The sequence below is a fragment of the Stenotrophomonas sp. YJH_SMC_48-3 genome, from assembly GCF_059369375.1.
This window is the reverse complement of record NZ_JCAFSQ010000002.1, coordinates 140,072-152,986: the sequence shown is the minus strand read 5'-3', so window position 1 is coordinate 152,986 and position 12,915 is coordinate 140,072. Positions and strand designations below refer to the sequence as shown.

The window sequence follows — 12,915 nt, the reverse complement described above, 5'->3', positions numbered from 1 at the left end:
CTCGGCACCCACCGGGGTGGCGGATCAGCGGACCGCCTTGACGTTCAGTTCGTTGATCATCTGCTGGGCGGCCTTTTCGGCAGCCAGCTGCAGCGCGTTGGTACGGGCCACGGTTTCATTCGGGCCGGTGCCGGAGAACTGCACCGGGCCCACCGACGACACGGTGCGCGGGAAGCGACCGGTCACGTCCAGCACCTTGCCGGTGACCGTGACGAACACGCGGGTGTTGCCACTGGCCGGATCGCGGTCGCGCATGCCGATGTCGAGGGTGCCGACGGCGATGTACGGAATGTTGGCCGCACGGATGCCGTTGGCGGTATCACGCAAGGTGGCCGGGGCCAGGTCGTTGCCGGTGCTGAAGTCCTTGCGGATGCGCTCGATGCTGAGCAGGCCGCGCGACTCGCCCTCCACGTATTCGGCTTCGACCACTTCGTAGCCGGCGGCGCTGAAGGCACCGGTCATCGCGGTGTTCACTTCGGCGGCGTTGGCCACCTTCCAGGTGATGTTGTCGGCGCGTGCGGTGGTGCTGCCACCGCTGGTGACCGACATCGAACCATTCTGGTTGATGCTGCCGTTGGTGCTGACCGAGTTGCCGCGGAAGCTGTCGCCCTCACGGGTGTTCTCGCTGTAGCTGCTGCTGGCGTCGACGCGGCGGTATTCCTTGTCCTGGAACGACTGCACGGTGTCCTGCGAGCGCGCCATGAACAGGAAGGTCAGCAGCGAGCGCTGCGCGGCGGTGGCACCGGCCACGGCCGAACCCGCATCCAGCTTGGTCTGCAGCAGGGTGGTGTTGATCTCGGCGCGGACGGTGACGGTGTAGGTCTTGGCCTTCTTGTCTTCGGTGTCCGACAGCTGCACGGCGCTGAGCACGTAGCGATCGATCTCGCCGATGAACTCGGCGCGGCGCGCTTCGAACAGGCGCAGCTTGGCCGCACCGGTTTCAGCGATGTACGCCTCCAGGGCATTGACCTTGGCCTTGTTCAGGGCCTGGGCACGGGTGTCGGCACTCAGGCGCAGGCCGTAGCTGGCCGAACCGGTACCGCGCGAGCTGGCGGTCTGCGCAGCGACCGGCGAGGCCACCACCAGCGCGATGAGGAAGAGCAGGATGGTACGCATCAACGACATGACTTGATCAACTCCTGAAGGGCTTGGGTCTGCTGCTGCAACGGGCGGCCGCCCGGCTTCTGTTCGTCCAGCCAGGCGCGCGAATCGGCACGCTTGGCGGCGGCGCCGGCGAAGGCATCGAGCCCGGCCAGCAGGGTTTCGTAGCTGGCCGACCACTGGTCGACCTGCCACTGCGTGACCGGCACCACCTTGGTGGCCCCCTTGCGCAGCGGCTGTTCGAAATAGACCTTCCCCGAGAACGGCTCGGTCACCTTGGCGGTGAAGAAGGCGCCGAACAGCATCGTCTTCATCGCCGGGGTTTCTTCGATCACGCCGTTCTTCAACGCATCCACCTGCAGGTTGATGACGTAGTCCGGCTCGGGAATCTTCAGCTGGTAGACCTTGCCGTCGGCAAAGCGCGCCGCCATCGCACCACCGATCGCCTGGCCCGAGGCCGGCGGCAGCAGGCCGACGCCGGTATTGGATGACAGCGTCTTGGACAGTTCGTGGGCCAGCGTGGCGCGCAGCGGGGCGTCCCACTTCGGGTCGGGCAGCTTGGCGCGGACCGCGTCGGACAGGGTTACGCCACCGACCTGCAGGCGACGCACGGCGGCATCGGGCAGCTTGGCCTGGGCGAGGCTGGCGGCCAGCACCTGCGACAGGCTGGTATCGGCACTGCCGTACAGGAGATCGGCAACGATCGCGTCGATATCGTCGTTGTCCGGCCGGTAATCCTGCACGTCGATGCGCTGCAGGGTCAGCGGATAGGACGCGATCACCTGGCGCTCGCGGAAGTCGAAGAACAGCGCCTGCAGCGCCACTTCCACCAGCACCTTGTACTGGTCACCGATCGGCTCGACCGAGACCAGTTCGCGGTCCAGTGCCGCGGCCAGCACGGTCGCGCTGGTGGTGCCGTCGAGCATCGCCACCGGCTGGTCGATCAGCTGCAGGTGGGCCGGGGCGCGGCGCTTGAGCGACTGTGCCAGCGCCTGGTTCAACGGAATCAGGCCGCGCTGTTCCAGCACCGCATGCGCATGTGGCGTGGTCGCCTGCACGGCGGCGGCGTCAGCGGTATAGGCGAAGCCTGCCCAATAGGCCTGCTGTGATTTGTCTGCCGCCTGCGTGGCCATCGGCCACACGGCCAGGCACAGGGCACAGGCAAGCAGGCGCGCAAAAGCGCGCGATGCGCTCTTCGTCCTTGAATACATCCAACCGCTCCTCGGTCAATACGCACGGAATGCGGACGCTGATGCGTCCGCTGGGCGCGAAACATAGCCGCTCAGGCGCGCGGCGACAAGTGCTGTCCTTGTCGGCTCAGTCTGTGCGGGGCAGGCCCGCCCGTTGCCGCAGCAATCCGCGCTCGGCCCGGTTCTGGCTGAGCCGAGCTGCCTCGCCAAAAGCGTCACGCGCATCCTGCTCACGCCCCAGTGCCTGCAACAGCTCGCCACGAACCACCTGCAGCGGCGCGTAGTCGCGCAGGCGCGCATCAACCAGCAGCGGCTGCAGTTGTACCCATGCAGCGAACGCGCCCTCGCTGCGCAGTACCGCCACCACCCGGTTCAATGCCACCACCGGCGAAGGTTGCACCTGCAGCAGCTGTGCATAGAGCGCGGCGATGCGCGGCCAGTCGGTATCTTCAGGACGCCGCGCCGCCGCATGGCACGCTGCGATGCGCGCCTGCAGCACATAGGGATCGTCACCTCCACCGGCGGCCAGCGCGCGCGCCAGCACCTGCTGCCCGCGTTCAATCTGCAGCCAGTCCCAGCGCGCGCGGTTCTGTTGGTCCAGCAGCACCGGCACGCCCTGCGCATCGGTCCGTGCTGCGGCACGCGAGGCCTGCAGCTCCATCAGCGCCAGCAGGCCCAGCACCGGCGGCACCGGCAGCCGGTGCGCCAGAATGCGCGCGAGTCGCAGTGCCTCGTCGCACAGCGCCGGACGCATCCAGTCGTCACCGGCACTGGCCGCATAGCCTTCGTTGAAGACCAGGTAGATCGCCTCCAGCACTGAAGCCAGCCGCTCGGGCATCGCCTCCGCGCGCGGCACTTCATAGGGCACCTGCTTCTGCGCCAGGGTGCGTTTGGCGCGCACGATGCGTTGGGCGATGGTCGGCTCGGGCTGCAGGAAGGCGCGGGCGATCTCGGTCGTGGTCAGGCCACCGAGCAGGCGCAGGGTCAGTGCCACCCGCGCATCGGCCGGCAACACGGGGTGGCAGGCCACGAACATCAGGCGCAGCAGGTCGTCCCCCAGGTCATCTTCCAGCGCCTGGCTGTCATCCGGCGCTGGCAGGGGTGCCGGATGCAGTTCCTCACCCCATTGCGCATGCTGCTGCGCCACGCGCTGGTGTTGGCGCAGCACATCGATGGCGCGGTTGCGCGCGGTGGTCATCAGCCAGGCTCCGGGGTTGTCCGGGATGCCCTGTTCCGGCCAGCGCTCCAGCGCGGCCAGCCAGGTGTCCTGGGCCAGCTCCTCGGCACGGCCGACATCACCGCCGAGCAGCCGCGCCAGGCGCGCGATCAACACTGGCGACTCCATCCGCCAGAGGGCTTCCAGACGCTGCGTCAGTGCGGGATCGAGCATGCGCCGATCACAACACGCACGCCCGGCCCGCACAAGCGCCATGGCTCACGCTTCGACGATCGGCTTGAAGCCGCCCCAGAACATGCGCTTGGTATCGAACGGCATGTCCTTCGGGCCCAGCGACGCCAGCCGCGGGTCGGCCATCACCCTGGCGTTGATGCGGTCGCGTGCCGCGCGCGAGCGGAACACCACGAAGGCGACGATCACCGTCTCGCCCGGTTTCGCCTTGACCGCACGCGGGAACGAGGTGCTCTTGCCCGGTTCCACATCGTCAGCCACGCATTCCATGTACTGCAGCGCGCCATGGTCCTTCCACACCGCGCCGGCCTTGCGGGCAAGGCGGCGGTAGGCCGCCACCTTGTCCTGTGGGCACGGCAGCACGTAAGCATCCACGTAAGCCATGTGGGTTCTCCCTTGCGGCGGCCGTCAGCCCGGCTCGCCGTCCATGTGTGCGATTTCCCAGAGATGGCCATCCAGGTCCTGGAAGCCGCGCTGGTACATGAAGCCCAGGTCGCGCGCCGGCTGCGGTTCGCTGGCGCCGGCGGCCAGTGCCTTGTCCAACAGCTCGTCAACGGCCTTGCGACTGGGTGCCGAGAGTGCGTTGATCACTTCCGTGTGGGTGTGCGCATCGGCAATCGGCTTGTTGGTGAACTGCTGGAAAAAAGGTTGGGTCAGCAGCATCACGTAGATGCTCTCGCTGATGACCATGCCAGCCGCATCGTCATTGGTATAGGTTGGATTGAAGCTGTACCCCAGCGCGGTGAAGAACGCCTTCGACTTCTCCAGATCCTGCACAGGCAGGTTGACGAAGATCATCTGCGGTTGTGGTGCACTCATTGGTAACGCTCCTTGTGGATGAAGAGGAAAGCGGGAGGGATCAGGGCTGCTTCATGCAATTGACCATCCACGGCTTGCCGTAGCGATCAATCAGCATGCCCCAGCGGTGCGCCCAGAACGTTTCGGCGATCGGCATCTGCACCTGGCCACCTTCGGCGAGCGCCGCGAACACGCGCTCGGCCTCCTCGATGCTGTCGACATCGACATTGATGGTGGTCGAGCCGCCCTCGCCACCGCCGGGACCGTCGGCCGCCATCACGATGGCGCTGCCGATTTCCAGCTGGCTGTGCGCAACGTGGTCGAGGGTTTCCGGCGGCATCTCGTTGCAACCTGGCGAGCCATCGGAGGGCGGCATGTCGCGGTATTTCATTTCCGACGTGACCTGGCCACCGAGTGCCTTGGCGTAGAACGCCATCGCCTCATGGGCCTGGCCGCTGAAGCCGAGGAAGGGAATCAGTTTCATGGCAATACTCCGTTGTGCGGTTCAGGGCAGTAGTGCCGGGTCCTGCCCGGCAGGGAGATGAATCGGGTCAACCTTCCAGCTGTGCACGCAGACGCTGTTCCTGCTGCTGTAAGTCGGGGGTGAAGGCTTCACCGAAGTCTTCGGCGGTGATCAGCGGGCGCAGTTCCAGCGTGCCGCCCTCGCCGAACGGCGCACGGCTGGCCCATTCAACGGCCTCGTCCAGCGACCGCACCTCCCACAACCAGAAGCCGGCGATCTGTTCGCTGGCAGGACCGAATGGACCGGCCTCGACCTTGGGTACCCCGCCGCCGAAATGAATGCGACGGCCGCGCTGGGTGGCGTGCAGGCCTTCACCGGCCAGCATGATGCCGGAGGCCACCAGTTGTTCGTTGAAGGCGCCCATTTCGGACAGTTCCTGTTCGCTGGGCATGCGGCCGGCTTCGGAGTCGGCGTTGGCCTTCACGATCACCATCACTTTCATTGCAGTCTCCCGTGGGGACGCGTGATGCGTGCCCTTCACTGGGTACAACGAACCAGGGGGCTGGGAATCGACACGTCTGTTGGAAATTTTTTCTTCCGTGGAAGGCGCGCCTTCGGCGGGAGTCGGCGAACGGCGGCGCCCCTCCGTGGTGGGTTGGGTGGGTCGCTGAAAGCTGGGTTCATGGGCTTTGTCGGGTGGGTAGACGGGTCGGGGGACGCCGTAAACCCGTCCCTGGGGGCTTGACCGCGGCTTGCTCGTGTGCGCTGTCCTGCGCACACGGCAAGACCGGGGTTGGGCATCGTGCCCAACCCGCCCGAGGCATGCCTCGGGCCCATGCCGCGGACACCCCCGCCCCGCCTACCCACCCGGCCTTTGACAGTTTCCTGTCACCGTCGCACACCACGGGAAGATCAAGAGAAAAGGCAGAAGCAAAGGCAACAGCAACGGCGGTTGGCTGGCGGCCGCGGCTTTGCGAGCGAAGCGACCCGCTTTTGCTCTTGCTTGTGATTTCCCGTGGTGGATCGGCAACCGGAATCTGTCTGGGGCCGGGCGGGTGGGGTTGGCGGGGTATCCGCGCCATGGATGGCGCGGCTAAGCCTCCAGGGATGGATTCACGGCGTCCCCGCCAATTCCCCCCGCCCGGCCCACCCGCAGGAAGCCAGCTTTCAGCGACCAACCCAACCCACCACGGAGGGGCTCCGCCGTTCGCCGACCCTCGCCGAAGGCGCGCCTCCCGCGCTGCAACATGCCCACGCGCAGACCTGCGCCATCATGGGCACCCCGCCCCCGCCAGGACCGCGCCATGCAGCAGTACCTGCTCCTGATCTACATCGAGCCTGCCCTGCTGCAGGCCCTGCCCATCGAAGAATTCAACGCGCTGATGCGCGACTGCCTGGCCCATGCCGACAAGCTGCAGGCCGAAGGCACGCTGCTGGCCGCGCAGAAGCTGCAGCCGGTCGACACCGCGCAGACCCTGCGCGTGCGTGATGGCCACAGCCGCGTACTGGATGGCCCCTTCGCCGAAACCCGCGAACTGCTGGCCGGCTTCAACCTGATCGTCGCCCGCGACCGCGACGAAGCCATGCGCATCGCCCGCGACTTCCCTTGGGCACGCTTCGGCAGCATCGAAGTGCGGCCGCTGGAAGACATGGACGCCGAGCGCGAACGCTGCGGCGCGCCGGCTGCGGCTGCGGCTATGGCAGCAGCCGTACCCTGATCTCGCGCGGGCCGACGCCTTCGTTGCCGCTGTAGTCGCGCACGCTGGCACGCACGATGTACTCGCCCGGCGGCAACGCCGCCGGCTGCCAGCGCCCGGTTTCCATCAGGCCATCACGCACGGTGTTGGTGGCCAGGTAGCGGAACCGGGTTACCGCGCTGCCATGCACGGTGATGCCGCTGTCCGGTGCGTAGGCCACGCGCACCGCTTCCCGCTGCGGCGGCATGCGGTTGAACACGATGTTCCAGCGTGGCTGCTCGTAGCCCTGCAGCGGCTGGCCGCCCGCATCGAGAATCTGGTAACCCACCTGGTACATGCCCAGGCGCCGCCGCGGCAGGTTGTTGTCGACCTGGTCCCAGGCTTCGACCACGATCTGCACACCGCGTCCCTGGCGCGCCACCATCACCACGCCATCGCTGCCTGCGGCCATCGGCTGGTCGTTGTCGTCCAGCAACGCCACATCGGTGATGCGCGGTGCGAAGTGGTCGGCGTAGTTCTGGAAGCCCAGTGCCACAGCGTTGGTCTCGAAACCACCGGTGCCGACGGCCAGGTGCACATGCGCCTGGTTGTTGATGCTACCCAGGCGATCGCCGACGTGAATGCGCATGCCGCGCCGCACGCGCATCCGCTCCAGCTTGCCCTGCTCGTCGTACAGCGCCTGCCAGCGCGCATCGAACGGTTCATTGCGTGGGGTGCGGCCCACCCGCATGTGGATGTACTTGAGGCGATCCACGGCCAGGCCCTCAGCCTGCTCGCCCAGGCTCCAGGCCGCCATCGGGCTGCTGATCTTGCCATCGGCAATCGCCAGCACGGTCTGGCCCACATCACCGCGCACGTCGAAGCCCCCATGCAGGTGATGGCGGCTCTCGCCGCTGAAGTTGCCGCGCACCTCTCCCAGCGTGCCGACCACTTCGTGCCAGCCATCCTGCGGCGCCAGCGGCCAACGGCCGCCGGTATCGGGCAGCGCGGCATCGGCGGCCGGGCCGACCAGCGCCGGTGCGGGCAGTTCCCCCACCGGTAGCGGGCGCAGGCGGTGCAGGCGATAGGCCGTCGCGTCGGCCACCAGCACGCTGCCGTCGGCGTCCATCGCCAAGCCACTGGGGCGGGCCAGGCGTGGCAGTCGACCGTTGCCGACCAGCGCGATCTGGTGGCCCTGCGGCGTCACCTGCACGATGCGGCCATCCATGTCGCCCACGTACAGCACGCCATCGTGGGTGGTGGCCAACGACAGCGGCCCATTGATCACGCCACCCCCACCCACCACGGTGCTTACCGTGCCATCGGCACCGACGCGGCGCACCGCGTTGTTGAACAGGTCGGCCACCAGCAACGCGCCCTGCGCGTCGAAGGCCAGTGCCACCGGCGTATCGAAGCGCGCAGCGGCGCCCGTGCCATCGGCCAGGCCCGGCCGATCGCCACCGGCCAGGGTGCGCACGTTGCCATCGGTACCGATCACCCGGATGCGGTCATTGAAGGTATCGGCCACGTAGACCTGGCCCTGCGCATCCACTGCGATGCCCATCGGCGCATCGAAGCGCGCCTGCGCGGCAGGTCCATCAACGTGGCCCTGTTCGCCACCGGCCAGCGTGGTCACCTGGCCATCGGTGCCGATACGGCGGATCGCATGGTTGCCGGTGTCGGCCACATACAGGTTGCCCTGCGCGTCGGCGGCAATGCCCGAAGGCGTATTGAAACTGGCCTGCAGTGCCGGGCCATCAACGCGCCCCTCGCCCTGCCCGGCCACCGTTTCGACGCGGCCATCGGGCAGGCGGCGACGGATCCGGTTGTTATCACCGGCATCAGTGAAATAGACACTGCCATCGGCACTGCGCAGCAACGCATAGGGATCGGCGAAGCGTGCCTGCCCGGACGCGCCGTCGCGGTCACCGGGGTGGCCATCGCCGGCCAGCGGCTCGATCTGTGCGGTCCACGCCAGTGGCGTTGGAGCCGGGCCCGCCGGTTCAGCCAACGTGTGCAGCGGTGTCTCCCACCAGGTCGCAGCCAATGCCACTACCGTCGCCAACGCCACGCCTGCCGCCATCCATTGCCACCGTGCCATCGCGCTGCGCTGCCTGCCTGCTGCCTGAAGAGGCACCGACAATAGACGCTGGGCACCGCATGCGCCAAGGCCAATCGTACTGCCGGATACCAGAGTTCCATGCGCCACGCTTGTTCTCACCAGCCCCAGCAGGTTCAATGCGGTTCCCACGGATGGAGATCCTCCATGCCCCGCATCCTCCCCCTTGCTGCCCTGCTGGCCGCCGCATTGGCCAGCACATCCGCCACCGCTTCGATCACGGTGGCGCCGCAGAAGCCGTCAATCACCGCCGATGTGATGCACATGGCCTATTCCACGCGCTGGGATGAGGCCATCCAGCAGTCACGCAGTGGCAACACGCTGGGCGCGCTGATCGCGATGGAACGGCTGATGGAAGATCCGATGCTGGATGACTTCGATGCCGAACATCGCGGCCGCGCCGCGCAGGTGGCCGGCTGGACCGCGATGGTGCAGAAGAAGCCGGACCAGGCCCGCCGCTACCTGCAGCGCGCACAGGAAGCACTGCCGGACGACGCGCAGATCCTGCTGACCCTGGTCTCGGTGGAACTGTCCGAGAACCAACCGGCACCTGCCACGAAGCACCTGGTGCAGGCGCTGAAGCATGCCGAGGCGCCGTTGCCGGTGGACCACCACGCGATCAACTACCTGCAGTTCCGCCTGCGGGACCAGCCGCAGCAGCGCATGGAACTGCTGCAGGCGCTGTTCGACAACGGCTGGAAGAGCGGCGGCCTGGAACCCACCGGACTGTGGCTGGCACTGGCAACACTGCAGGCCGACAATGGCCGGGGCGACGACATCCCGGCCACGTTGGCGCGCATCACCGGCCCCGCCGAGATCATCCGCCTGCGCAGTGACAAGCGGTTTGATCGCTATGTCGACCGCGACGATGCCCGCTTCGACCCAGTGCAGGCTGCACAGAAGCACCTCGACGAACTGCGGGTTTCCGGCCTGCTCGACCGGGCGCTGGACGCACGCATGGCCGAGTTCAGCAGCACGCTGCTGATGCTGGACCGCAACGAGGAGGTGCTTGCGCTGACCGATGGCATGGCCGGTGCGGCGGCCGAAGGTGAGTCGCCCTCGGCGACGGAAGCCGAATGGGTGGCGTGGCTGCTCAACAGCCGGCTTATGGCGCTGCGCCGGTTGGGCCGTAACGATGATGCGCTGTCCACAGCCAGGCTGGCCGCACGCATCGGTGCGCTGGGCCCGGATGGTGCCGAGCACCAGTTCAACGTCGGGTTCTTGCTCAGTTCGCTGGGCCGCATTCAGGACGCTGCTGTCGCGGTGAATGACATGCCGGGCCTGGCCGGTTACGGCAAGGCGGCCCAGGCACTGCTGCAGTTCGTTGCCGCCCGTGAACGTGGCGATGCCAAGACCGAACAGGCCGCGCGCGCAGCCATCCTGGCCCAGGGCGATGACGCGCGCCTGTTCCAGCGCGAGATGCTGCTGGAGGAAGGCAATCTGGACGCGGCCGCTGCGGTGCTGATCGAACAGCTGCGCTCACCGGTTGAGCGCGGCGAGGCACTGGCCTCCCTGCAGGACATGCGCACCTATCCGTCGCTGCCCGGCGACGTGAAGATCGATGCCGCCTGGCGTGTGCTGAAGCAGCGTGCCGACGTGCAGGCCGAGGTGGCACGCGTCGGCCGCATCGAGCGCTACAACCTGGTCAGCACGTCCACCTCGCGCTGAGCCGATTTCCTGTGGAGCCGAGCGTGGGCTCGGCACTACACCTCCCGCCTAGCGGGCTGGCACTTCGGTGCGGATGCCCATCGCTTCGCGGTAGCGCGCGTACAGCGCCATCACCTTGTCCACATAGGCCAGGGTTTCGGCGTAGGGCGGCACGCCCTTGTAGCGGGTGACTGCACCGATGCCCGCGTTGTAGGCAGCCGCCGCCAACGGGCGATCGCCGTTGTAACGGCGCAGCAGCGCGCGCATGTACCGCGCGCCGCCCTCGATCGACTGCTGCGGCGAAAACGGATCGCGCACGCCATATTCCTGTGCGGTCTCCGGCATCAACTGCATCACGCCCTGTGCGCCCTTGCTGGACACCGCCAGCGGATCGAAATTGCTTTCGGCATGGGCGATTGCGCGCAGCCAGGCATCGTCGACGCCCGTGGCCTTGGCCGCGGCCTTGAACTGCCTGGCGTGCTGCGCCAGCTGCGGCTTGCCCACCTTGCCCAGGCCTTCGTGGGCAGGCTCGCCCGGCGGTGTGGCCACGGTGAACTTCAGGAATACCCGCGAGCCGGGCAGGTTGCGGGTGGAGTAGACCAGCACGCCATCCTGCTCGCGCTCGTACAGTACGCCGCTGAACACGCCCATGTTGCCCCACAGGTTCGGGGTCTGGATGGCGTTGTCGTCGATTTCCTTCGGGCTACAGCGCGAACCCGGTTCCGGCGCGGTGGCCAGGCTGACGGTGTTGCCCTGCACACAGCGGTAGACGGTGCGTGCGGCGGCCAGCCCGGGCCACAGGCTGGGCAGCAGCAACAGCACAAGCAGGAGAGGGCGACGGGACATGGCGGCCGGATCATCCGGCCGCGCCCGCGAATGTTGGGTGAATGGGGGTCGGCAGGGCTGCACCCTGCACTTGCGCCGGCGCCCGCAGCGGTAGAGTCGACTGTCAGTCGACTATCGCGCGCAGCGCGGGGTTTTCCGAAAGCCCATGGAAGAGCAGTCGACTAACAGTCGACTCTACCGATTTCCGACGTTCTCGATTTCCGGCGTTGCCGAAACCCCGCATTCCCAGTCATTTCACCGTTCTGAGACGCACCCGGTACCCCACGCCCAGCAGCACGAACCACACCGGGCTGGCGATCAGCGCCTGGCGGGTGTCAGCCTGCAGGCTCAGCAGCACCAGCACCGCGGCGAAGAACACCAGGCAGGCCCAGCACATGGCGACGCCGCCGGGCATCTTGAAGATCGACGCAGCGTGGCGTTCCGGGTAGCGGCGGCGATAGGCCATGTAGGCCACCAGGATCAGCGACCAGACGAAGATGAACAGCACCGTCGCCAGCGTGGTCACCAGGGTGAAAGCAGTCACCAGGTTCGGAATCAGGTAGATCAGCAGCGTGCCACCCAGCAGGCACAGGCACGAGAACAGCAGGCCACGGGCAGGCACGGCAGCGCGCGACAACTTCGACAGCCCCCGCGGTGCGTGGCCTTCCTCGGCAAGGCCGTACAGCATGCGACTGGTGGAGAAGATGCCGCTGTTGGCCGAGGACGTGGCCGAAGTCAGCACCACGAAGTTGATCAGGCTGGCGGCGGCAGGAATGCCGGCCAGCACGAACAGCTGCACGAACGGGCTCTTGTCCGGCACCACCTGGCGCCACGGGGTGACGGCCATGATCGCAATCAGCGCCAGCACGTAGAAGATGATGATGCGTACCGGAATCGAGTTGATCGCCTTGGGCAGGTTGCGCTCGGGGTCGGCGGTCTCGGCGGCGGTGGTGCCGACCAGCTCGATGCCGACGAAGGCGAACACCGCAATCTGGAAACCGGCGAAGAAGCCGACCAGGCCCATCGGGAACAGGCCGCCGTCATTCCACAGGTTCGACAGCGACGCGGTGTGGCCACTGGGCGAGGTGAAGCCCCAGGCCACCAGCCCGGCGCCGGTGATGATCAGCGCACAGATCGCCACGATCTTGATCAGCGCAAACCAGAACTCCATCTCGCCGAACAGCTTCACGGTCACCAGGTTCAGTGCCAGCAACAGCAGCACGCAGGCCAGCGCCGGTATCCACGCATCCAGCCCGGGGAACCAGAACTGCGCATAGGCGGCAATGGCGATCACATCGGCGATGGCGGTCACGATCCAGCAGAACCAGTATGTCCATCCACAGAAGAACCCGGCCCATGGGCCGAGCAGATCCGTGGAGAAATCGATGAAGGACTTGTACTGCAGATTCGACAGCAGCAGCTCGCCCATCGCGCGCATCACGAAGAACAGCATCGCGCCGATGATCAGGTAGACGAAGACGATGGAGGGTCCGGCCAGGCTGATGGTCTTGCCCGAGCCCATGAACAGGCCGGTGCCGATGGCACCGCCGATGGCGATCAGTTGCAGGTGGCGGTTGGAAAGGCTGCGGCGCAGGTGCTCGGGGGGCGTTGCGGGCTCGGTCATGGGCGCGGGCAAGAGGGCGGCGAAGCGTTCGACGGTAGTCCTCCAGCGCCCGGAGCGCCAGCAT

The 12,915-nt window shown here is 67.1% G+C and carries 12 protein-coding genes; 2 read left to right on the top strand and 10 right to left on the bottom strand.

What is annotated here, in order from left to right; all coding sequences use genetic code 11:
* Window positions 1-24 precede the first annotated feature (24 nt).
* The 7 genes from AC5P65_RS03600 to AC5P65_RS03570 form a co-directional block, all read right to left on the bottom strand.
* Window positions 25-1,125, bottom strand: coding sequence for a hypothetical protein (locus tag AC5P65_RS03600; protein ID WP_021202155.1), 1,101 nt, complete (start codon window positions 1,123-1,125; stop codon window positions 25-27).
* Window positions 1,116-2,312, bottom strand: a complete 1,197-nt coding sequence (locus tag AC5P65_RS03595) for a hypothetical protein (RefSeq protein WP_021202154.1) — start codon at window positions 2,310-2,312, stop codon at window positions 1,116-1,118. The genes AC5P65_RS03600 and AC5P65_RS03595 overlap by 10 nt, the downstream gene beginning before the upstream one ends.
* Before the next feature lie 106 nt (window positions 2,313-2,418).
* A complete protein-coding gene (locus AC5P65_RS03590; RefSeq protein WP_021202153.1) occupies window positions 2,419-3,681 on the bottom strand; it encodes an RNA polymerase sigma factor in 1,263 nt (420 codons plus the stop codon).
* Window positions 3,682-3,726: 45 nt separating this feature from the next.
* The gene (locus AC5P65_RS03585; RefSeq protein ID WP_010484145.1) at window positions 3,727-4,083 is read right to left on the bottom strand and encodes a DUF1428 domain-containing protein; all 357 of its coding nucleotides are present in this window, start codon (window positions 4,081-4,083) and stop codon (window positions 3,727-3,729) included.
* 24 nt (window positions 4,084-4,107) lie between these two features.
* Window positions 4,108-4,518 carry a VOC family protein gene (locus tag AC5P65_RS03580; protein WP_111102076.1) on the bottom strand — a complete coding sequence of 137 codons (411 nt, stop codon included), beginning with the start codon at window positions 4,516-4,518 and terminating at the stop codon, window positions 4,108-4,110.
* Between the two features lie 40 nt (window positions 4,519-4,558).
* Window positions 4,559-4,981, bottom strand: coding sequence for a VOC family protein (locus AC5P65_RS03575; RefSeq protein WP_005407887.1), 423 nt, complete (start codon window positions 4,979-4,981; stop codon window positions 4,559-4,561).
* A 67-nt stretch (window positions 4,982-5,048) separates the two neighbouring features.
* Window positions 5,049-5,462, bottom strand: coding sequence for a YciI family protein (locus AC5P65_RS03570; protein WP_021202151.1), 414 nt, complete (start codon window positions 5,460-5,462; stop codon window positions 5,049-5,051).
* 802 nt (window positions 5,463-6,264) lie between these two features.
* On the opposite strand from AC5P65_RS03570, the gene AC5P65_RS03565 reads away from it, so the two are divergent.
* Window positions 6,265-6,678, top strand: a complete 414-nt coding sequence (locus AC5P65_RS03565; protein WP_180832584.1) for a YciI family protein — start codon at window positions 6,265-6,267, stop codon at window positions 6,676-6,678.
* On the opposite strand, the gene AC5P65_RS03560 is transcribed toward AC5P65_RS03565, so the two are convergent.
* Window positions 6,656-8,737 (bottom strand): NHL repeat-containing protein, encoded by a 2,082-nt coding sequence (locus AC5P65_RS03560; RefSeq protein ID WP_180832585.1) that lies wholly within the window; start codon window positions 8,735-8,737, stop codon window positions 6,656-6,658. The two genes, AC5P65_RS03565 and AC5P65_RS03560, sit on opposite strands and share 23 nt — an antisense overlap.
* A gap of 165 nt (window positions 8,738-8,902) precedes the next feature.
* Between AC5P65_RS03560 and AC5P65_RS03555 the strand changes: the two genes are divergently transcribed.
* Window positions 8,903-10,423: a tetratricopeptide repeat protein gene (locus AC5P65_RS03555; protein WP_180832586.1), complete on the top strand. Its 1,521-nt coding sequence runs from the start codon at window positions 8,903-8,905 to the stop codon at window positions 10,421-10,423.
* Between the two features lie 48 nt (window positions 10,424-10,471).
* Here the strand turns inward: AC5P65_RS03555 and AC5P65_RS03550 are convergent, their stop codons facing one another.
* Both AC5P65_RS03550 and cycA read right to left on the bottom strand, forming a co-directional pair.
* Window positions 10,472-11,248, bottom strand: a complete 777-nt coding sequence (locus AC5P65_RS03550; RefSeq protein WP_019660891.1) for a lytic transglycosylase domain-containing protein — start codon at window positions 11,246-11,248, stop codon at window positions 10,472-10,474.
* A 229-nt stretch (window positions 11,249-11,477) separates the two neighbouring features.
* Entirely contained in the window at window positions 11,478-12,851 is a 1,374-nt protein-coding gene (cycA, locus tag AC5P65_RS03545; protein WP_021204435.1) for a D-serine/D-alanine/glycine transporter, read from the bottom strand.
* Window positions 12,852-12,915: the final 64 nt, after the last annotated feature.

What these genes read in the sequence shown, in the direction of transcription:
- AC5P65_RS03550 (WP_019660891.1), bottom strand. Translation starts at nt 11,248, where the DNA reads ATGTCCCGTCGCCCTCTCCTGCTTGTGCTGTTGCTGCTGCCCAGCCTG.
- AC5P65_RS03555 (WP_180832586.1), top strand. Translation starts at nt 8,903, where the DNA reads ATGCCCCGCATCCTCCCCCTTGCTGCCCTGCTGGCCGCCGCATTGGCC.
- cycA (WP_021204435.1), bottom strand. Translation starts at nt 12,851, where the DNA reads ATGACCGAGCCCGCAACGCCCCCCGAGCACCTGCGCCGCAGCCTTTCC.
- AC5P65_RS03580 (WP_111102076.1), bottom strand. Translation starts at nt 4,518, where the DNA reads ATGAGTGCACCACAACCGCAGATGATCTTCGTCAACCTGCCTGTGCAG.
- AC5P65_RS03560 (WP_180832585.1), bottom strand. Translation starts at nt 8,737, where the DNA reads ATGGCACGGTGGCAATGGATGGCGGCAGGCGTGGCGTTGGCGACGGTA.
- AC5P65_RS03570 (WP_021202151.1), bottom strand. Translation starts at nt 5,462, where the DNA reads ATGAAAGTGATGGTGATCGTGAAGGCCAACGCCGACTCCGAAGCCGGC.
- AC5P65_RS03590 (WP_021202153.1), bottom strand. Translation starts at nt 3,681, where the DNA reads ATGCTCGATCCCGCACTGACGCAGCGTCTGGAAGCCCTCTGGCGGATG.
- AC5P65_RS03595 (WP_021202154.1), bottom strand. Translation starts at nt 2,312, where the DNA reads ATGTATTCAAGGACGAAGAGCGCATCGCGCGCTTTTGCGCGCCTGCTT.
- AC5P65_RS03600 (WP_021202155.1), bottom strand. Translation starts at nt 1,125, where the DNA reads ATGTCGTTGATGCGTACCATCCTGCTCTTCCTCATCGCGCTGGTGGTG.
- AC5P65_RS03575 (WP_005407887.1), bottom strand. Translation starts at nt 4,981, where the DNA reads ATGAAACTGATTCCCTTCCTCGGCTTCAGCGGCCAGGCCCATGAGGCG.
- AC5P65_RS03585 (WP_010484145.1), bottom strand. Translation starts at nt 4,083, where the DNA reads ATGGCTTACGTGGATGCTTACGTGCTGCCGTGCCCACAGGACAAGGTG.
- AC5P65_RS03565 (WP_180832584.1), top strand. Translation starts at nt 6,265, where the DNA reads ATGCAGCAGTACCTGCTCCTGATCTACATCGAGCCTGCCCTGCTGCAG.